At 63.4% G+C, this 20,408-nt stretch carries 17 protein-coding genes; 8 read left to right on the forward strand and 9 right to left on the reverse strand.

All coding sequences use genetic code 11. The annotated features are described in order from the left end of the window. Positions 1–304: 304 nt before the first annotated feature. Complete coding sequence (locus F0P96_RS01670; protein WP_235917347.1) at positions 305–1,645, reverse strand: voltage-gated chloride channel family protein; 1,341 nt, start codon at positions 1,643–1,645, stop codon at positions 305–307. A 207-nt stretch (positions 1,646–1,852) separates the two neighbouring features. On the opposite strand from F0P96_RS01670, the gene F0P96_RS01675 reads away from it, so the two are divergent. From F0P96_RS01675 to F0P96_RS01690, 4 genes are all read left to right on the forward strand, one after another. Then, entirely contained in the window at positions 1,853–2,455 is a 603-nt protein-coding gene (locus F0P96_RS01675) for a nucleotidyltransferase family protein (protein WP_151077004.1), read from the forward strand. Positions 2,456–2,536: 81 nt separating this feature from the next. Beyond that, the gene (locus F0P96_RS01680; RefSeq protein WP_151077005.1) at positions 2,537–3,958 is read left to right on the forward strand and encodes an MFS transporter; all 1,422 of its coding nucleotides are present in this window, start codon (positions 2,537–2,539) and stop codon (positions 3,956–3,958) included. Between the two features lie 41 nt (positions 3,959–3,999). Continuing rightward, the gene (locus tag F0P96_RS01685; RefSeq protein ID WP_151077006.1) at positions 4,000–4,509 is read left to right on the forward strand and encodes a DinB family protein; all 510 of its coding nucleotides are present in this window, start codon (positions 4,000–4,002) and stop codon (positions 4,507–4,509) included. A 157-nt stretch (positions 4,510–4,666) separates the two neighbouring features. Further along, positions 4,667–6,019, forward strand: coding sequence for a T9SS type A sorting domain-containing protein (locus F0P96_RS01690; RefSeq protein ID WP_167291139.1), 1,353 nt, complete (start codon positions 4,667–4,669; stop codon positions 6,017–6,019). 150 nt (positions 6,020–6,169) lie between these two features. Here the strand turns inward: F0P96_RS01690 and F0P96_RS01695 are convergent, their stop codons facing one another. The 3 genes from F0P96_RS01695 to F0P96_RS01705 all read right to left on the reverse strand — a co-directional run bounded on the left by F0P96_RS01695 (position 6,170) and on the right by F0P96_RS01705 (position 9,222). Beyond that, positions 6,170–7,843, reverse strand: a complete 1,674-nt coding sequence (locus F0P96_RS01695; protein WP_167291141.1) for an amidohydrolase — start codon at positions 7,841–7,843, stop codon at positions 6,170–6,172. 31 nt (positions 7,844–7,874) lie between these two features. Next, a complete protein-coding gene (locus F0P96_RS01700; protein ID WP_151077008.1) occupies positions 7,875–8,303 on the reverse strand; it encodes a hypothetical protein in 429 nt (142 codons plus the stop codon). Between the two features lie 145 nt (positions 8,304–8,448). Next, the gene (locus tag F0P96_RS01705; RefSeq protein WP_151077009.1) at positions 8,449–9,222 is read right to left on the reverse strand and encodes an AMP nucleosidase; all 774 of its coding nucleotides are present in this window, start codon (positions 9,220–9,222) and stop codon (positions 8,449–8,451) included. A 216-nt stretch (positions 9,223–9,438) separates the two neighbouring features. Between F0P96_RS01705 and F0P96_RS01710 the strand changes: the two genes are divergently transcribed. The 3 genes from F0P96_RS01710 (at position 9,439) to F0P96_RS01720 (ending at position 12,271) form a co-directional block, all read left to right on the forward strand. Further along, positions 9,439–9,918 carry a type I restriction enzyme HsdR N-terminal domain-containing protein gene (locus F0P96_RS01710; RefSeq protein ID WP_151077010.1) on the forward strand — a complete coding sequence of 160 codons (480 nt, stop codon included), beginning with the start codon at positions 9,439–9,441 and terminating at the stop codon, positions 9,916–9,918. 96 nt (positions 9,919–10,014) lie between these two features. Further along, the gene (locus F0P96_RS01715; protein ID WP_160620040.1) at positions 10,015–11,868 is read left to right on the forward strand and encodes a PAS domain S-box protein; all 1,854 of its coding nucleotides are present in this window, start codon (positions 10,015–10,017) and stop codon (positions 11,866–11,868) included. Between the two features lie 7 nt (positions 11,869–11,875). Further along, a complete protein-coding gene (locus F0P96_RS01720; RefSeq protein WP_151077012.1) occupies positions 11,876–12,271 on the forward strand; it encodes a response regulator in 396 nt (131 codons plus the stop codon). A 2-nt stretch (positions 12,272–12,273) separates the two neighbouring features. Here the strand turns inward: F0P96_RS01720 and F0P96_RS01725 are convergent, their stop codons facing one another. The 5 genes from F0P96_RS01725 to F0P96_RS01745 all read right to left on the reverse strand — a co-directional run bounded on the left by F0P96_RS01725 (position 12,274) and on the right by F0P96_RS01745 (position 17,704). Further along, complete coding sequence (locus F0P96_RS01725) at positions 12,274–14,235, reverse strand: LTA synthase family protein (RefSeq protein WP_151077013.1); 1,962 nt, start codon at positions 14,233–14,235, stop codon at positions 12,274–12,276. A 19-nt stretch (positions 14,236–14,254) separates the two neighbouring features. Then, positions 14,255–14,869, reverse strand: a complete 615-nt coding sequence (locus F0P96_RS01730; protein WP_151077014.1) for an SMI1/KNR4 family protein — start codon at positions 14,867–14,869, stop codon at positions 14,255–14,257. Positions 14,870–14,979: 110 nt separating this feature from the next. Next, on the reverse strand, positions 14,980–16,107 hold the full coding sequence (ald, locus tag F0P96_RS01735) for an alanine dehydrogenase (protein WP_151077015.1): 1,128 nt from the start codon (positions 16,105–16,107) through the stop codon (positions 14,980–14,982). A 122-nt stretch (positions 16,108–16,229) separates the two neighbouring features. Then, on the reverse strand, positions 16,230–16,721 hold the full coding sequence (locus tag F0P96_RS01740) for a hypothetical protein (protein ID WP_151077016.1): 492 nt from the start codon (positions 16,719–16,721) through the stop codon (positions 16,230–16,232). A gap of 188 nt (positions 16,722–16,909) precedes the next feature. Beyond that, positions 16,910–17,704: a DUF1573 domain-containing protein gene (locus F0P96_RS01745; RefSeq protein WP_151077017.1), complete on the reverse strand. Its 795-nt coding sequence runs from the start codon at positions 17,702–17,704 to the stop codon at positions 16,910–16,912. Positions 17,705–17,963: 259 nt separating this feature from the next. Between F0P96_RS01745 and F0P96_RS01750 the strand changes: the two genes are divergently transcribed. Continuing rightward, positions 17,964–20,387 (forward strand): alpha-ketoacid dehydrogenase subunit alpha/beta, encoded by a 2,424-nt coding sequence (locus F0P96_RS01750; protein ID WP_151077018.1) that lies wholly within the window; start codon positions 17,964–17,966, stop codon positions 20,385–20,387. Positions 20,388–20,408 lie beyond the last annotated feature (21 nt).

A 20,408-nucleotide genomic window follows, 5' to 3' on the forward strand; every position in this document is an offset into this window, starting at 1 on the left:
TAAGGCAGCTGTCCGGAATTCACAGCTGCAAAACAAAGCACTAGGCAGTGGCTAAGCAATGACATGTTTTGTCCTTGAATGATTATAGACATCACATGAAGATGTGATTGAAAAGCCCTGCCGAATTTCTACATGCTTGCTTCCGCCGCAACACCGAATGTGGGGGCTATATAAGCCGGCAATCCGCCAGTCAACCGGCCGCGTATGTACATCCGGATTGCCTGACATAATCCATAGTACAGCAACGGAGCCGCTGCCTTCTGGGTGGCGGCTCCGTTGCTGTCGGCCTGCTCCGGTTGCAAGCTCAGCGCGGCAGGCTGCCGAGCGGTTGGCCTTCGTCGCGGGCCAGGTGCGGGTGTTTGGCCGTACCCACTACCTGCGCGCCGTAGATGCCGCGGTGGCCCGAAAACAGGTAGGCCACCACACACGCCAGCGCCAGGTAGGCCGCGCCGGCCGTGCCAAACAACTCCAGCCCCATCAGAGTGCAGGCCAGCGGGGTGTTGGCCGCGCCGCTGAAAACGGCTACGAAGCCCATGCCCGCCAGCAGCGCCACCGGCAGCGGCAGCACCGACGCCAGCGCCGAACCCAGCGCGGCGCCAACGAAGAACAGCGGCGTGACCTCGCCACCCTTGAAACCCGCGCCCAGCGTGAGCGAGGTAAAAAACATCTTTAGCCCAAAGCTGTACCACGGCAGCGGGGCCGCAAAAGCCGCAACAATGGTGGGCACCCCCAAGCCGAGGTAGCGGGCTACATCGGGTACGAGGGAGGCTTGCAATGCCAGCGCCAGAAGGGCCAGCGCCACGCCGCCCACCACCGGGCGCAGCGGGGGCCAGGCAATGCGCCGCTGAAACCACCCCGCCAGGCCGTGCGTGCCTGCCACAAACGCCCGCGCCGTGAGGCCAAACAGCACGCCACAGCCCAGCGTAATTCCCACCGTCGTGGGCGACAGCGCCGGGACTACCGGAATGGCGTAGGCCGTGTGGCCCACGCCCCAGGCCCGCGTTACCCAATCGGCACCGAACGCGGCCAGCACGCTGGGCAGCAAGGCCTCGTAGCGGAGCCGCCCGATGAGCAGCACTTCGAGGCCGAATACCGCCCCGGCCAGCGGCGTGCCGAACACCGAAGCAAACCCGGCGCTGATGCCGGCCACCAGCAGCAGGCGCCGGTCGTGGGGGCGCAGGTGCAGCCAGCGCAGCGCGGGGGCAGCACGCCAGCGGCTGAGCTGGTCGGCCAGGGCGCCGCCCATTTGCACGGCCGTGCCCTCGCGCCCGGCCGAGCCGCCCACCAGGTGCGTGAGCAAGGTGCCCAGCAGCACCAGCGGCGCCATGCGCAGCGGCACCACGTCGCGCGGGTGGTGGATTTCTTCCAGGAGCTGGTTGTTGCCTTTGACGACGCGCTGCCCGAAATACTGGTAGAGCAGGCCCACCGCCAAGCCACCTAACGGCAGCGCCACCAGCAGCTGCCAGTAGCTGAGGTGCGTTTCGCGGAAGTGCGTCACCCAATCCAACGCCACCAGAAAGCCCGCCGACGCCGTGCCCGCCAGCCCGCTGACGACGGCGCTCAGCAGCAGCCAGCGCAGCAGAAACCGGAGTTGCGGCAGCAGGTCGGGCGGGGCAGGGCGGTGGGGCAGGGGGCGAGCAGCCAACGGATGGAGCGGGGAAAGAAAGCGTCGGCCCAAAAGTACGCGAGCGGTGCCGGGTGAACATTCCCGGAGCGCATCAGTTCTTCCGCCATTGGCTTCCGGCCCGTACCTTCCGGCGTGGTTTCCGCAGCGGGCCGGGGCCTACCGGGCCGCGCCCGCCCGAACTGGTTTACCGCTGAGAAGCCCTTACTACCCGCTTACCCTTCCCGTATGCTCCCCCCACCCATTGCCGCCGTGCTGCTGGCCGCCGGCGCTTCCACCCGCATGGGCCAGCCCAAACAGCTGCTGCCTTACCAGGGCCGCACGCTGCTGCGCCGCGCCGCCGAAACCGCGCTGGCCGCCGGCTGTCAGCCCGTTGTCATCGTAACCGGCGCCCTGCACGCCGAGTTGGTGAAGGAAGTGGCCGGCCTGCCGGTGCAGCTGGTGCACAACGCGGTATGGGAAGCCGGTATGGGCACATCCATTGGGGTGGGCGTGAAGGCAGTGGAAGACGCCGCGCCCGAAGCCGCCGCCGTGCTGGTGCTGCTCAGCGACCAGCCCCTGATTACGCCTGAACTGCTGCGCCAGTTGATGACCGCCTGGCAGCAAAGCGGCCTGCCCGTGGCTACCGGCTACGCCGATTCGGTGGGCGTGCCGGCCGTGTTTGGCCGCCCGGTGTGGCCGCAGCTGCTGGCCCTGCCCGCCGCGGCCGGGGCCAAGCCGCTGCTGCAGCGCCTCGGCGACGAGCTGGGCGTGGTGTCCTTCGCCCCGGCCGCTACCGACGTGGACACGCCCGAGCAGTACGCTGCCTTGCTCAACCAGCCCGAATCGTAAGCTTTACGCTGCCGTAACGGCCACCCCGCTCATTTCTGCGTAGTTTGCCCGTTGCCACAACCTCACCTTCTTCCGAGCTACATGACCCCTGCCGCCGCGCCCGCCCTTCCCGCCGATGCGGGCTTCGATAGTGTACCCAAGGACGACAAGCGCATTACCCGCGGCTGGACGTTCTACGACTGGGCCAACTCCGTGTACCCGCTGGTCATTACCTCCAGCATCTTTCCCATCTATTGGGGCGCCGTCACCAAGCAGCTCAGCCCCGAAACCGACGTGGTCAACTTCCTGGGTTTCCAAGTGCCGGGCTCGTCGCTGCTGACGTACGCCATTTCGGCCGCCTTCCTGCTCATTGCCCTCGTCAGCCCATTCCTCACCTCGCTGGCCGACTACTCGGGGCGCAAGAAGCTGTTCATGCAGATCTTCTGCTACATCGGGGCCGCGTCGTGCGCCGCGCTGTACTTCTTCGACAAGACCACGCTGGTCCTGTCCACGTTCATCTTCATTGCCGCCACGGTGGGCTTTTCCGGCTCCATTGTGTTCTACAACAGCTACCTGCCCGTCATTAGCTCCGAGGAGAAGTTCGACTCGCTTTCGGCCCGCGGCTTTTCCATGGGCTACATCGGCTCGGTGCTGCTGCTCATCATCTGCCTGGGCCTCATCATGGGCCACCACACGCTGGGGCTGGAGGAAGGCCACGCCACCCGCCTCGGTTTCCTGCTGACGGGCATCTGGTGGGCCGGCTTTGCCCAAATTCCCTTTGCCACGCTGCCCAAAGACCCCGGCCGCCCGGCCGGCGCGGTATCCGACGCGGGCTGGCTGCTCAACGGCTTTCACGAGCTGGGCAAAGTAGTGGACCAGCTCAAGCACCTGCCCAACCTGAAACGCTTCCTGCTGGCTTACTTCACCTACAACATGGGCGTGCAGACGGTGATGTACGTGGCCACCATTTTCGGCGACAAAGAGCTGCACCTGGAAAGCACGGCCCTGATTACCACCATTCTATTGCTGCAGTTGGTGGGTATACTGGGCGCTTGGTTGTTCGCCAAGCTCTCGGAGCGCATCGGCAATACCCGGGCCCTGAGCTGGGCGGTATTCATCTGGATGCTGATCTGCGTAGCGGGCTACTTCGTGCAGGCCGGCTGGTCGTTCTACGCCCTGGCCTCGGTTATCGGCCTCACCATGGGCGCCATCCAAAGCCTCTCGCGCAGCACCTACTCCAAGATTATTCCCGAGCACACGCCCAACACCGCTGCCTTCTTCAGCTTCTTCGACGTTACCGAGAAGCTCAGCATAGTCATTGGGACGGCCGTGTTCGGCGGCATTGCTCAGATTACGGGTTCCATGCGCAACAGCATTCTGTCGCTCATCGTGTTCTTTATTCTGGGGCTGGTGTTCCTGCTCACGCTGCGCGGCAAGAAACTGCGCGACGACGTCACTACCGGGGCCGAGGCCGTGGCGCCACCGCCCGCTACGCCCAACGTGGGCATGCCCGCTACCCGCTGAGCAAAGCCCATACCTTGCGCGCCACCCATCAGCAATAGTATATGCATACTTCTTCCCTGCGCCAGAACTTCCTGGCTGAACTCGACCACGAACTGGCCAACACGCGCCGCGTACTCGAACGCGTGCCCCACGATCAAGCTGAGTACCGCCCGCACCCCAAGAGCATGACGCTCTGGCAGCTGGCTACGCACGTGGTAAACCTGCTGGCGTTTAAGACGCTCTTTCTGCAAGCCGACGGCCGCGACTTTCTCGACCCGAACGCGCCCAAGCCCGGCCCCACGCCTACCAGCCACGCCGAGTTGCTGACGCGCTTCGACGAGTACAGCGCCACGTTGCGCCAAGCCCTGGAAGCCTCCGACGACGAGCAACTGACCTACAACTTCCGTCTGCACCGCGGCGAGCAGACCATCTTCGAGCAGCCCAAAGCCACGGCCGTGCGCCTGATGGGCCTCAACCACAGCATCCACCACCGCGGCCAGCTCACGGTGTACCTGCGCCTGCTCGACGTGCCCGTGCCCGGCCTCTACGGCCCCTCCGCCGACGAAAAGTAAACGGCACGAGGATTTTTTATAACGATGCAACGATATCCGGTGGGAGAAGTATCTTTCACCGGATATTTCTTTGACCCTTAACCCTTCACATATGCCGCGTACGTTTACTCCTTGGCGCCGGTCGGTCGTTCTCACAGGTGCTGCTTTGTTGCTTGGTTTGGCGACCCGCGCCCAAACGCTCGATCCTACTTTCACCTTGCCCCGGCTCACCGCCGTGGCCAGCAACGGCACCGTCGTCGACGGTATCATCAACGATGTAGTCTTGCTGCCCGATGGGAAGTACCTCGTCGGTGGCTCGTTTCAGCGCATCAACGGAGTGGTAGCCAACAACCTGGCCCGCCTGCTGCCCGACGGCACCCTCGACGCCACGTTCGCGGGTTCTGCCGACGCGCCGGTGTATGCCTTGGCGCTTCAGCCCGATGGGAAAATACTCGTCGGCGGCGCTTTCAGCGCCCTGTCGGGCCAGGCGCGGCAGTCGGTTGGGCGGCTGCTGGCCGGTGGCAGCATCGATGTAAGCTTTACCCCGGCTTCTCAGCCGCTGCCGGGCGCTACGGCAGTAGTGAGCCGGATTGCACTGGAAGCCAACGGCAATGTGCTCATCAGCGGGCGATTCAACGTACGCGGGGCCGGCAGTTCTGCCCAGCAGATAGCCCGGCTAAGCGGTACCAGTGGACAAACCGACGCCGGGTTTCAGCCGGGTATTGCGGGCAACACCGGCATAACGGACGTGCTCGTGCAGCCCGACGGCAAGATTTTGGTGAGCGGCGTCACATCGGCCTACGTGCTGGGCACCCTGCTGACGCGTTTCCTGCCCGATGGCTCGGTCGACAACTCGTTTACCACCCACACGACCTACTTTATTTCGGGCATCAACGACCTGGCACTCGACCCGGCCGGCAACATATATGCCGCGGGCGAAAGCAACACGTACGGGCTGCTGCGCTATTCGCCGTCGGGTAACGTGCAGTACTCGTTTCAGGCCGGTGGGCAGATTACCAATGTGGGCGCGGTGGCTGTGCAGCCCAATGGGCGCGTGCTCATTGGGGCCGGCCGGCTCTACCGAATGCTGCCCGATGGCAATGCCGACGCGAGTTTTGCCCCGGCCAACGGCCCAACCAGCCTCGGCTACTACAACGTGCGGCGCCTGCTGGTGCAGCCCAACGGAGCCATTGTGGCCGCGGGCCTGATGACGGTACCCGGTTCCACGGCCACCACGGGCATGGTGCGCCTGCTCGATGCAAACGTGCTGCACGTGCGCCCGGCGGCAGCCGATGCCCGCGTAGCCGCGTGGCCCGTGCCCGCCCACGACGAACTCAATTTGGAGCTTGGAACCGCCAGTCGTCCGCAACGCGTGCAACTACTAGATGCCCTAGGCCGGGCAGTGTACACCCAACACCAACCGGCAGTCCAACAGCGCCTGACCGTGAGCGGCTTTCCCGCCGGCACCTACCAGTTGCAGGTCGACTATGCCGATGGCAGCCGCGCCCAACGGCGGGTAGTGTTGCACTAATCGTAAGCCAGCAGGTTCAGTTGCTGGCGTCACCGCCAGCAACCAGTATTTGACAGCAAAAAGCCACGGCCAATTGACGGCTGTGGCTTTTTGCTGTCAAGCACTGGTTTGAAAGACTCCGAACGACTAGATAAACGTCAAGTAGTGAGGTTATTGCGCCGAGTAAACCCGCTCGCCCTGAATGTACGTGCTCAGCACTTTGGCCTGACGCAACTGCGCTGCCGGAGCCGTCATAATATCCTGGTCGAGAAGTACGAAGTCGGCCCACTTGCCGGGCGCGAGCGTGCCTTTCTGGTCGTCCTCAAACGCGGCCCAGGCGGCCCATTCGGTCATGCCGCGCAGGGCTTGCTCGCGCGAGAGGGCGTTTTCGGGCTGAAAGCCGCCCTGCGGGAAGTTCTTGGCGTCTTGCCGGGCCACGGCGGCGTGAAAGCCGAACAGCGGGTTCAGGTATTCTACCGGAAAGTCGGAGCCGAGGGCCACGCGGCCGGTGGCGTTGAGCAGGTCTTTGTAGGCGTAGGCGGTTTTCAGTCGTTCGGCGCCCAGCCGCTCACCGGCCCAATACATGTCGGAGGTGGCGTGGGTGGGCTGCACCGAGGGCACGATACCGTACTGCCCAAACTTGGCCACGTCGGCGTGGCTTACCACTTGCGCGTGCTCGATGCGCCAGCGCCGGTTTTTCTGCCCGCGCAGCACTGCGCCGTAGATGTCGAGCAGGAGGCGGTTGGCCGAGTCGCCGATGGCGTGGGAGTTCATCTGAAACTTGCTGGCGGCCAGTTTCCGGGCTAGGTCGCGGTATTCTTTTACCGAGCTAAGCAGAAAACCGGTTTCCGTGGGGCGGTCCTGGTAGGGGTGCAGCAGGCAGGCCCCGCGGGAGCCCAGCGCACCGTCGGCGTACACCTTAAAGGAGTTGACGGTGAGCCGGTCGGTGCGGTAGGGGCCGCGCTGGAGGTAGTGCGCCACGTTGGCCGGCGAGGCGCTGATCATGGCGTCGAGGCGCAGCTTGAGCTGGCCGGCCCGTTGCATCGAGTCGATGCGCTCAATCTGGGCGCGCTCCAGGCCGGCATCGGCCAGGCTGGTGAGGCCCAGCGCCACGCATTCCTGCTGCGCTTTCAGCACCAGCGCGGTGGCTTCGGCGGGCGTTGGCTCCGGTATTTTGCCCGACACCAAGTCCACTGCGTTATCCACTAGCAAGCCTGTCAGGCGGCCTTGGGCGTTGCGGGTGATGGTGCCGCCGCTGATGGGCGTGCGGGCCGTAACGCCGGCCAGATCGAGTGCCTTCTGGTTGACCAGCGCCGCGTGTCCGTCGATGCGCGTGATGAACACGGGCACATCGGGAAAGAGCCGGTCGAGGGTGTCTTTGGTGGGAAATTGCTTGCTCAGCCAGTCGTTCTGGTCCCAGCCGCGGCCCGTTAGCCACGCGGCGTTGGGGTTTTGCAGGCGGTGCTGCTGCAGCTTTTGCACCACCTCAGCCCATGAGGCCGTGCCCACCAGGCTGGCGTCGCGCAGGCCGAGGGCGTAGCGGTAGAAATGGCAGTGCGCGTCGTAGAAACCGGGGTAGATGAACTTGCCCTGCGCATCAATTTCCTGCGAACTGCTAAACCGCTGCCGCGCTTCGGCCGAGGTGCCCACAAACTGAATTTTGCCATCCTGCACCACCAGCGCCTCGGCCTTGCTGAACGTCGAATCGACGGGGTACACCGTGGCGTTGTACACGATAAGGTCGGCGGGCTGGCGGGCCGAGGGGCAGCCGGTGAGGCCAACGAGCAAGGGCAGCAGCCCCAGGGGCCACGCAAGGCGCGCTGCAAAACGGGAAACACGAATCATGCGGCGAAGGTAAGCGCTGCTGGCCGACCTGTTAGTGCGCCGCTCGGGAGTACTCGTAGCAGTACAGCAGCCAGTCGATAGCCTGGCTTTCGTTGGTAAACCGCTCCAGCCGGTAAGGGCGGCCGTCGAAATACGTGAGGTTGGGAATGTTGGTATCGGCAAGCACGCCGGCCAGCTGGTGCGTGGCCATTACGTAGGCCAGGAAAGTGGTGCGGCCCAGGCGGGGGTAGAGCTGCGGGAAAAACTGCTCGATTATCCAGTTCACGTCGGCGGCGTCAATCACACCGCGGCGCTGGCTGGTGTCAATCAGCCAATAGGAGCAGTTGTGTTCTTCGGCGGCATTGAGCAAGGCGGCGTAGCCCCGGTGCAGCTCGAAGGGCATGACGGCCCGTAGCCAGCGGCCCACGAGCAGGTGTTGCACCGGGTCGTATTCGATGGTGAGGTAGGAAGAGGTGGGCATTGGGGCGGCAACGCGGGGTGGGGAAACGCAACAGGGTTCCGACTTGTGAAAAGCCGAAACCCTGTGCAATATGCTGCTTTGCAATAAAATATGCTACTACAAGGCCCGCAAAACCGCGCTGTAGGAGCCCGGTGCCGCAGCAGACCTACTCGAAGCGCATGTGCTTCACCGACTCGCCCGAGTTCTTCAGCTCCAGCAGCGACTCGATGCCGATTTGCAGGTGCGCGTTTACGTAGCTGGCCGTCACTTTCGAATCCGACTCGGCCGTTTTCACGCCCTCGGGCGTCATCGGGTTGTCCGACACCAGCAGCAGGGCGCCGTGGGGAATTTCGTTGACGAAGCCCACCACGAAAATCGTGGCTGTTTCCATGTCCACGGCCATGGCCCGAATCTGGCGCAGGTACTCCTTGAAGTTTTCGTCGTGCTCCCACACGCGGCGGTTGGTGGTGTACACCGTGCCCGTCCAGTAGTCCTTCTCGTGCTTCTTGATCATCGACGAAACCGCGCGCTGCAGGCGGAACGACGGCAGGGCCGGAATTTCGGCCGGCAGATAGTCATCGGACGTACCCTCGCCGCGGATGGCGGCGATGGGCAGGATCAGGTCGCCGAGTTTGGTTTTGTTTTTCAGGCCGCCGCACTTGCCCAGAAATAAGGCCGCTTTGGGCTTGATAGCGCCCAGCAAATCCATTACCGTGGCAGCCATGGGGGAGCCCATGCCGAAGTTGATGATGGTAATGCCGTTGGCCGTGGCCGTTTGCATCGGCTTGTCGATGCCGCGGATTTCAACCCCAAACTGCTCGGCAAACATCGACACGTAGTTGATGAAGTTGGTGAGCAGGATGTACTGGCCGAACTCTTCGAGGGGCACGCCCGTGTAGCGCGGCAGCCAGTTCTTGACGATATCGGATTTGTCTTTCATGCGGTAGGGGTATGTAGGGAAATGGGGTTGCGTTGGTTGGTGAAGTAATGGTGCCGGGCAGAGCGTAAGAAGCTGGTCGTTCCCCAATCAGCAAAAAACACCGGGCACTGCCGAGGCAAGCGGGTACAAAAAAACCGTCGTGCAGGGGCTGTACGACGGCAGAGCGGGAGCGAAAAGCGGAGGCAAGTAGTCCCGGGAGCCGTACCTTTGGAGGTGATGCAAGCGTTGAACCTGCCGCCTTTCGCCCACAAACTTACACAATCGGGCCCGAACCTGATGATATGGGACGTGCTGCGCCGCCGCCAGGTGGTGTGCACGCCCGAAGAATGGGTGCGGCAGCACGTGGTGCATTACCTCGTCGAGTACCTCGGCTACCCGCGCGGCTTGCTCAGCCTAGAGCGCGGCCACACCTACAACCAGCGCCGCAAACGCACCGACCTGCACGCCCTCGACCCCCACGGCCAGCCTTTGCTGCTGGTGGAGTGCAAGGCGGCCACGGTGCCGCTGACGGGCGACGTGGCCATGCAAATTGCCACCTACAACCAAACCATCGGCGCCCCGCTGCTGCTGGCCACCAACGGCGTGCAGCACTGCTGCTGGCGGGTGCTGCCGCACGAAAACCGCACCCAGCAGCTGTCGTTCATTCCCACTTACGCCGAAGCCCTGGAGTTGCTGGAAGTAGTGCGCCCAGCCTAGCTCCCGCACCCTATGTAAGCCGGAAGAATGGTAGCTGGCCCATCAAAAAGTTCTATCTTCCAGCCAGGCGCTTGTGCTGGTGCCGTCCCTGCTGCCATGAACGAGTGCGACGTAGTTCCCATTGGGGGGTATCCCGAGCAACAAGCCGAGGCGCTGTTCTTCCTGAACCAACAGGGGGAGTTTAGCCACGTCAACGAGCAGTTTACGGCCCTGACGGGGCATACCGCGGAAGCCCTGTTGAGCCGGTCCTTGGCCGAACTGGTAGACCCCGATGGGGCCGCTGCGGTGGGGCAGGTGCTGGCGTACGCGCTCCACGGGCACGGGCTCACGTTTGATGCGCGGTTGCGAACGGCCGCTGGCACCTTCGTTCGGTTTGCGCTGACCACTTTTCCGCAGCAGCCGGCCGCGCAAACCGCCGGCATCGGCGGCATTCTGCGCCTGGCCGAAACCGCCCAGCAAACCGACAGCGCGGTGCGGGAGCGGGAAAAACAGCTTTCCATCATCTCGCGCACCATTGCCGACGTGATTTTCGTGCTGAAAGTGGAAACGGCCGGCCAATACCGCTTTCTGTTCGTCAACAAAGCCTTTACCGACACCACCGGCCTGCGCGGGGAGCAAGTGGTAAATAGGCTGGTGCAGGACGTCATTCCCGAACCCTCGCTGAGTATGGTGCTGGCCAACTACCAGCAGGCCGTGGCCACCAAGCGGCGCGTAATTTGGCTGGAAACCTCCAACTACCCTACCGGCCAGGTCGTGGGCGAGGTATGCGTGACGCCGGTACTCGGCGACGACGGCGAGTGTTGCCAGCTCGTGGGCGTGGTGCACGACCTGACCGCGCAGCACAAAGTGGAAGAAGACCTGCGCGCCAGCAACGAACGGTTCCGCTACGCCCTCAAAGCCACCACCGACGCCCTCTACGACTGGGACATCCAGGCCGACACGCTGCTGTGGGGCGAGGGGTTTGAAGACCTGTTTGGCTACCACCTGGAAAGCAACCCGTCGGAATTCGGCCAGTGGTCGGATTTTGTGCACCCCGATGATGCGGCCCACACCGTGGATACCCTGCTGAACACGGCCCACCAAACCACGCGCAACCATTGGCAGCAGGAATACCGTTTTCAGCGCGCCGACGGCACCTGGGCCACCGTGTTCGACCGCGGCTACATCATCCGCGACGAGCAGGAGCGGCCGGTGCGCATGATTGGGGCCATGCAGGATATTTCGGCGCGCAAAGAGGCCGAAGCCCAGCAGCAGCGCATGGCCCAGGAGCTGTTCGCCCAAAACGCCGACCTGCAGCAATTCACCTACATCGTGTCCCACAATTTGCGGGCGCCGCTGGCCAATGCCCGCGGCTATGCCCAGCTGCTCACCCGCCTGCCCACCGATTCGGAGGCGTTTGCAACGTCGCTCGGCCACATGCAAACCAGCCTGGAACAGCTCGATATCGTCCTCAACGACATCAACGATATCCTTTCCATTCGGGATAAGCCCGCCGGCCGCCAGGAAAAGGTGCACCTGTCCAGCGTGTGCGAGCAGGTGCGGCAAAACCTGGCCGAAACCCTGAGCGCCAGCGGCGGCACGCTAACCTGCACCATTCCTCCCGACCTGAGCGTGGTGGGCAACCGGGCCTATTTCCACAGCATTTTCTACAACCTGCTGGCCAACGCCATTCAGTACCGCTCGGCGGAGCGCCCCCTGCACATCGAAGTGGAAGGCGGGTGCGCGGCCGATGGAAATAAAGTAGTCACCGTTGCCGACAACGGTTCTGGCTTCGACCTCGACAAAGCCGGTGCCGACGTGTTTCAGCTCTACAAGCGGTTTCACACCACGCCGAAAGGCCGCGGCATCGGGCTGTTTCTGGTCAAGTCGCACGTCGAGGCCATGGGCGGGCGCATCGAGGTGAGCAGCCGCGTAGGCGAAGGCACGCGCTTCACCCTGTCTTTTAGCTGAGCTGCGCATGAAGACATTCCTGATCGACGACGACAACCTGGGCAACTACCTCACCGAGCAGCTGTTGCGCATCGAAGGGTTTTCCAACACCATCCAAACCTTCGAGTCGGCCCAGGAAGCCCTGGAAACCTTGCAGCAGTGCGCCACCGAAACGCCCGCCGTCATATTTCTGGACCTGAACATGCCCATAATGAACGGCTGGCAATTTCTGGATGCCCTGGTACCCTACGAAAGCCGCCTCCGGGGCCGTTGCCGCATCTTTGTCCTCACCTCGTCGCTGGCCCTGGCCGATATGGAAAAGGCCAAAACCTATGACTTAGTGGCCGGGCTGATTCACAAGCCCATCGACAGCGAAGAAATTCAGGCCATCCGCTCGCAGCTGGAAGACGAGGACATCGTCTGATGTCAGTGTCTAGCCGTTTGTGCCGCGCCGAGCGTTGGTAAGCGGGTAGGGTAGAGCCGGTTGTCGAGCAGGCCGTTGGTGAAAAACTGCACGCAGGCCCGCAGCTCGGCGGCGTAGGCCTGGCGGGTGGCGGTGGGCACGTTTGTAGCCGGCGCGGCGGGCAGGGCGTGGGTGCGGTAGGGGTAGAGGCGCACCTGGTTGTCGGCGGTCAGCTCGGTCACGTAGTCGTGGTGCACCAGGTAGTGCGCGCCGCCCGAGAGAAATAATGCCCGGCCGGGCGCCTGGGCGTCAAATACCGAATAGCCAAAGGGCAGCAGCTCGGCCGGACCCGCGGGCATTCCCAGGTAGTCGAGCACGGTGGCGGGCACGTCGGCTTGCTGCGTAATGCGGTGCACATCGGCCGGCGGCAGTGGCTGGCCGGGGTGGAAAAGCAGCAGCGGCGTTTTGTAGAAACCGAGCAGGTTCTGGTAGTCGGGCCGCAGGCTTTGCGAGGTGTGGTCGGCCAGCAGCACGAAGAGCGTATTGGCGTACCACGGCTGCTTGGCCGCCGCCTGGAAAAAGCGGCGCAGCGCAAAATCGGTGTAGCCGATGGAAGCGTGAATGGGCAGCTCGCCGGGGGCAAACCGGCCCTGGTACTGCGCCGGCACCGGAAACGGCTCGTGCGAAGTGAGCGTGAAAACCGTGGAAAAGAACGGCTGTTTTTGCTGGCCGAGCTGGCGGGCAAAATATTGCAGGTACGGCTCGTCAAAAATGCCCCAGTGGCCGTCGAAATCGGGGCTGCTTTTGCCGCCGGGGTATTCGCTTAGGCCGTAATAACGCTGCATTCCGGCCTTGCCGGCAAAGGTGTTGAAGCCCATCGTGCCGTTTTCGGCGCCGTGAAACACCGAGGTGCTGTAGCCCGCCCGACCCAGCAGTTCGCCCAAGCCGTGCAGCTCGTCGGTCTGAAAGTTGGAGGTGATAAACGAGCCTTCCATGAGGCCGGGCAGGCCGGCCAGCACCGCCGGCAGCGCCTCAATGGACCGGCGCCCGTTGGCGTAATGCTCCCGAAACAGCAGCCCCCGCGTGGCCAGCGAATCGAAGAACGGCGTGTAGCTTTTCTGCCCGCCGTTTTCGATGCCGTTGTACTCCGACGCAAAGCTTTCTACCAGCAGAATCACCACGTTGTCGCGGCGCGGCGTGGCGCGCGGCAGTACCGGGCGGCGCTGCAAGGCGCGCTCCAGTGCCCCGTCGGTAGCAAAATACGTGCTGCGCTCCAGCACCGGCTTGCCGTTGTGGTCGAGGTAGGAAATTGTGCTTTTCAGGAACGTGAACGTGCTGTTCAGGGCCAAATGCCCCAGCGCCGGCGGCGTTTGCACGAAAGCGTGGCCGGTGCGCAAGGGCTTAAGCTGCAGGCCACCCCGGATGCCCAACACCGCCAGCGCCGCCACCAACCCGATTTCCAATAACCCCACGGCAAAACCCGGCAGCGTGAGCCGCCGCCGCGGGGCCGGGCGCCGGAAATCGGGCATGGGGTAGAAGTACCACAACAGCCCAAACAGCACGGCAAACGGCAGCAGCAGCAGCCAGTAGTGCCCCACTAGCTGCCCGGCCTGCCGTTCGATGTCGCCGGTGATGGTGAACAGCTCGTCGGAGGTGCGTCGCCCGATGAACTTGAAGTACTGGCTGTCTATGATGTTCAGGGCCAGCCCCGGGGCGTTCAGCACCAGAAAAACGCCGCGCAGGGTGCGCTGCCACCCGCGGCCGAAAGCCGGCACAAACGAGAGCAGCACAAAGGGCGCGTTGAGCAGCAGCAGGGCCGACAAATCGAACCGGAAACCGTGCCAGAACGCCCACGCGGTTTCGCCCGCCGAGGCGCCGGCAAATACGCTGCGGTTGGCCGCGTAGAAACCCACGCGCAGCAGCACGTAGGCCGCCAACAGCAGCGAAAAGCGGCGCAGGAGCAGGCGCAACAGCGGAGAAGGCACGGGGGCAGGCACGCCGAGGCTAGATGGCGTCGTACGATTCGTCGGTGCGGACGGTGATTTTCTGGCCCGGCTTCAGACGGCGAATCTGGCGGTACATGTCGGCCAAGGAGTGCAGGCGCGTGGCAACCGGCATGCGCGTGAGCTTGAACTGGTCGCCGTTGGTCTTGATGCAGGCTGGCGGAAACACAGCCAGCAGCTCACCGGGCATCAGGCGGGCGCCCAGCTTGGCAAACGTGCCGATGTTCGACAAATCCAGCGCCCGGCCCGGAAACCGCTCCACGCCGGCAATGAACATATCAAACGACACGTTCAGGTTTTCGACTTCGCCGGTTTCGGTGTCGAGAAACCACACGATGCCCTTGCGCAGCAGAAACTGGTTGCCCATGCTGTCCTGCGCAAACGGAATGTCGCTGATTTTGACGTTGGGGTAGATTTTGCAGAACGCGGTGTCGCCGCTCCACGCTTCGGCCAACGAGTGCCACTTGGGCTCTTGGCAGCAACCGCGAATGTGCAGCCCGCCCAAGTAAGCCACCAACCCGTTGGCGTGCAATAAAAAGCCCTGCATTTCGATGGGCAGCTGCTTGAAGGTGACCGAGTCGGACACCGGCTCACCAATGTAGGTAACGTCTTCCATGAGTGCGAAAAAGGTTGTCGGACTACTGACAACTCCAAACGACTAAAAAAGCCTCCCCAACACGAACGTTGGGAAGGCCCTTTGGCTGATTAACAATTCAGAATCAACGACTAAACGTGAGCCGGCTGCAGCACCTTGTTCACGTTGGTCATGGGCAGGTTCCAGGCTTCGGCCACGCCTTTGTACACCACTTCGCCGTTCACCACGTTCAGGCCCAGGCGCAGCGCTTCGTCGCGCAGGCACGCCTCGCGCCAGCCCAGGTTGGCCAGCTTGATGGCGTAGGGCAGGGTGGCGTTGGTCAGGGCCAGGGTGGAGGTGTAAGGCACCGCGCCGGGCATGTTGGCCACGCAGTAGTGCACCACGTCGTCGATGATGAAGGTCGGGTTTTCGTGGGTGGTGGGCTTGCAGGTTTCGATGCAGCCGCCCTGGTCCACGGCCACGTCCACCAGCACCGTGCCGGGCTTCATGTCCTTGAGCATGTCGCGCGTGATGAGGTGCGGGGCCTTGGCGCCCGGAATCAGCACGGCGCCGATGATGAGGTCGGCGGTTTTGATGGCGGTGCGGATGTTGTACTCGTTGGAGTACTCCGTCACCACATTCTTGGGCATGATGTCGTCCAGCTCGCGCAGGCGGTTCAGGCTGATGTCCATGATGGTCACCTGAGCGCCGAAACCGGCGGCTACTTTGGCGGCGTTGGTGCCTACCACGCCACCGCCCAGAATGAGCACGTGGGCGGGGCGCACGCCGGGCACGCCGCCCAGCAGAATGCCGCGGCCTTTCAGCGGTTTCTCCAGGTACTTGGCGCCTTCCTGCGGAGCCATACGACCGGCTACTTCGCTCATGGGCACTAGCAGCGGCAGCGAGCGGTCCTGACGCTCCACGGTTTCGTAGGCCAGGCAGGTGGCCTTCCGCTCAATCATGGCGTGGGTCAGCTCCTCGCTCGATGCGAAGTGGAAGTAGGTGAACAGCAGCTGGCCTTCTTTGATGAGCGGGTACTCCTCGGCAATCGGCTCCTTCACCTTCACAATCATCTCGGCTTGCGCGTACACGTCGCCGATGGTGGGCAGGAGGGTGGCACCGGCCTGCTCGTATTCCGCATCGGAAAAGCCCGAGCCCTCGCCGGCCGTGCTTTGCACGTACACCGTGTGGCCCGCCTTGCGGAATTCAGCTGCGCCGGCGGGCGTCAGGCCCACACGGTTTTCGTTGTTCTTGATTTCCTTCGGTACGCCGATGATCATGGGGAAGAAACGATGGGTGAAATGACGGGGAAACGGCCGCAAATATACGGGAGGAGTTGCCGGTTTCTAGCTATTAGTTACCAGTAGCCGACCAACAGGATGACGCTTGTTTTTCCGCTAACTCAAAACGCCAGCTTGTTGCTGGGAATTTCGACCCGCGTGGCTTTCTGCTTGACGGGGCCGTACACGCGGCCGTGGTAAAACACCTGAATCTGCCGCTGCAGGCCCTCGGGCCGACGCGGGCCGCCGGCATAGTAGCTCAGGGGCAAGTCGTAGGCCGTGCGGTAGGTGCCGTGGGCCGGAATGGTGATGCGCACGTCTTTGCCGCGCCGCTGGTGCAGCTCCCACGGCACGATGTGGCCGTCTACCTGCACCACCGGCAGGCTCGCCTGCGGCCGTGCCGGGCTCGATACCACGTAGGGCTCGTCGTTGTTGTTCACCAGTTCCAGCACCGTGCGCACGGTGTCGAGGGAGGTGGTGGCCGTGATGGTGGGCAGCTTCACCCGCAGCTGCAGGCCCATCTGCGGCGTGGCCTGCGGCAGGTAAATGTTTTTGGTGCAGCCCGAAAACAGCAGCGCCGCGGCGGCGCTCAGAGCAAGTAGAGAAAAACGCATAACCGAGCAGTTGAGAGGAGAGTAGTAGCCGGCTTGCAAACTTCCCGCCAAACCAGCGGCGCGAAAGTGCAGCGCTTACGCAAGAGCCGGCAAAAAAATGGTGCCACAACAGTAGGTTGTGGCACCACTTCGTGCAATCGTCTGCCGAATTCAGGCAATCAGCCGCATTCGGCTACTGGCTGTGGGCGTTATTTGAAGGGCACAGCTGCCGCGCCTTCCTTCAGCATGCTCTGCTGCGAGAGGCTCTGCAGAATGTTGGCGCGCAGCGTAATCTTGGGGTCAGGCGCCGTAATGTCGTTCGAGTGCAAGGTCACCACGTCGGTCATCTGGCCGATCTGGCGCTGGCCGTACACCAGCTCCACCACCGCCGACTGGCCGGGGGCAATGGGCTTGGGCGTGTTCTTGAAGCTGATGCAGTAGCAGTTTGAGGTGAGCGACGTCAGCTCCAGCGGGGCTTTGCCGGTGTTCTTCACCGTGAACTTAGCGGCCGGCTGCTGGCCGGGCTCCATCTTGCCGAAATCGTGGCTGGTGCGGTCAATCACCATCTTGGGCGATTTGGCCAACTCGGCGGCCGAGTACTTAGGCCGCATTTCGTCCTTGGTAAGCACCGTGCCTTTGATGCTGAGCACCGTGCTGGGCTCCTTGGCGTTGCTGGTCACGGTCACGGTCTTGTTGAACTGGCCGGGGCGGCCGGCCGAGTTGAACGAGGCGCGGATGAAGCCGGTTTTGCCGGGCAGCACGGGCGTCTTGGTCCAGTCGGGGGTGGTGCAGCCGCAGGAGGCCTGCACGTTGGCAATGACCACGGGCTGGTCGCCGGTATTCTTGAACTTGAACTCGTACGTGGCCAGGGTGCCTTCGGCCACGTTGCTGAAGTCGTGGTCTTTCTGCTCGAAGTTCAGCACGCCCTGGGCAGCCGCCGAAAACGCGGTAGTCAGCACCAGCGCAGCGCCCAGCAGGGTAGAAGTAAAGGTTTTGTGCAGCATATCGGGTGGAGAAGTGGTAGTCAGTTTATCGGCAAGCAACCCGCCGCCGGTGAAGCTGAGGTGAACAACTGCCCCGTAACCAAGTGGCCGGGGCCGGCAGTTCCGGCAGCTTCAGGCAAATATAACCAGAACTCGGCGGAGCCGCGCAAGGCCAGGTTTATCCCGAAGCGTCCGTTTTGCGTACTTTTGCCAGCCCGTCCGAGCGGACGGGCTGCCCTCCCCGGGGCGTTTCCCCCTCGTTTCCCCCGCCACCTCCCGCATGTCCACTGCCGAATCGGCCGTTGCACTTCAGGCCGCCGCTATGCTCAGCAAGGAAGAACTGCTCCGTGATTATCGCCTCGGCTGGGAAAGCCGCCAAGCCTCGCTCACCGGCCGCAAGGAGGTGTTCATGGGCAAAGCCAAGTTTGGCATCTTCGGCGACGGCAAAGAGCTGCCGCAGCTGGCCATGGCCCGCGCTTTCCAAGCCGGTGATTTCCGCGCCGGGTACTACCGCGACCAAACCTTCATGCTGGCCATCGGCGAGCTGACGCTGCAGCAGTACTTCGCCCAGCTCTACGCCCACCCCGACGTGGACGCCGAGCCCGCCACCGCCGGCCGCGCCATGAACGGGCACTTTGCCACCCGTTCCCTCGACGAAGACGGCCAGTTCAAGAACCTGGCCGACATAAAAAACTCGTCGGCCGACATTTCGCCCACCGGCGGGCAGATGCCACGCCTCGTGGGCCTGGCCTACGCCTCCAAACTCTACCGCCAAAACCCCGAACTGCACCAGTTCACGCAGTTTTCGCGCAACGGCAATGAGGTAGCGTTTGGCACCATCGGCAACGCCAGCACCTCCGAGGGCATGTTCTTCGAGGCCATCAACGCGGCCGGCGTACTGCAGATTCCCATGCTGGTGAGCGTGTGGGACGACCACTACGGCATTTCGGTGCCGGCCGAGTACCAGACCACCAAGCAAAACATTTCCGAAATCCTGAAAGGCTTCCAGCGCGAAGGCGAGGGCCAGGACGGCTTCGAGATATTCGTGGTGAAGGGCTGGGACTACACGGGCCTCGTCGATACCTATCAGCGCGCCGCCGAGGTGTGCCGCCGCGAGCATGTGCCGGTGCTCGTGCACGTTACGGAAGTTACGCAGCCACAGGGCCACAGCACCAGCGGCTCGCACGAGCGGTACAAATCGAAAGACCGCCTGACCTGGGAGCAGGAATACGACTGCCTGCGCCAGATGCGCCAGTGGCTGCTGCAAGACGGCCACGCCACCGAGGCCGAGCTGGATCAGATTGAGGCCGAAGCCAAGGAAGAAGTGCGCAAAGCCCGCGCCGCTGCCTGGGACGCATTTTTCAGCCCCATCAAACAGGAGCGCGACGAGTGCGTGGCACTGCTCGAAGCGCTGGCTACCGAAACCGGCCGGCAGAACGAGCTGCACGAACTCATTCACCAGCTCCAGCACAATCCCACGCCCATTCGCGCCGACCTGGTGCGCTCGGCCCGCCGCGCCTTGCGCCTCGTGCGCGACGTGAAGCGCAGCAGCGCCCGCGGTGAGCTGCGCCGCTGGCACGAACAAGCCGTGGCTGAAAACGCCGACCGCTACAACTCGCACCTCTATAGCCAGAGCGAAGAATCGGCGCTGCAGGTAGAGGAAATCAAGGCCGAGTTTGCACCCGACGCCCCGCAGGTCGACGGCCGCGAGGTGCTGCAGGCCTGCTTCGACGCTATGTTCAGCCGCGACCCGCGCGTGTTTGCCATCGGCGAAGATGTGGGCCGTATCGGCGACGTAAACCAGGCGTTTGCCGGCCTGCAGGAAAAGTACGGCGAGCTGCGCATCACCGACACCGGTATTCGCGAATGCACCATCGTGGGGCAGGGCATCGGGGCGGCCATGCGCGGGCTGCGGCCCATCACCGAAATCCAGTACCTCGACTACCTGCTCTACGCCATTCAGATATTGAGTGACGACGTGGCTTGCCTGCAGTACCGCACCAAAGGCGGCCAGAAAGCCCCGCTGATTGTGCGCACCCGCGGCCACCGCCTCGAAGGCATCTGGCACAGCGGCTCGCCCATCCAAATGATTCTGGGCTCGGTTCGCGGCATGCACCTGTGCGTGCCGCGCGACATGACGCAAGCCGCCGGCATGTACAACACCTTGTTGAAAAGCGACGAGCCGGCCATCGTGATTGAGTGCCTGAACGGCTACCGCCTCAAGGAGCGCATTCCGTCGAACGTGGGCGAGTTTACGGTGCCGCTGGGCGTGGCCGAGGTGCTGCGCGAAGGCACCGACATTACCATCGTCACCTACGGCTCGATGTGCCGCATCGTGCTTGACGCCGCCAAACAGCTGGAGCAGGTGGGCATTTCGGCCGAGGTTATCGACGCCCAGACGCTGCTGCCCTTCGACCGCGAGGCGCTGATTCTGGACTCGATCAAGAAAACCTCGCGCGTGCTCTTCGCCGACGAAGACGTGCCCGGCGGCGGCTCGGCCTACATGATGCAGCAGGTGCTCGATGAGCAAGGGGCCTACCGCTACCTCGACTCGCAGCCGCGCTGCCTCGCCGCGCAGGCCCACCGCCCGCCCTACGGCTCCGACGGCGACTATTTCTCGAAGCCCAACGCCGAGGATGTATTCGACGCCGTGTACGAGTTGATGCAGGAAACCGACCCCAAGCGTTTCCCGAGCATCTACTAGGCAGTAGCCACGGCGCCCCGA

This window comes from Hymenobacter busanensis (genome assembly GCF_008727865.1).
Classification (GTDB): domain Bacteria; phylum Bacteroidota; class Bacteroidia; order Cytophagales; family Hymenobacteraceae; genus Solirubrum; species Solirubrum busanense.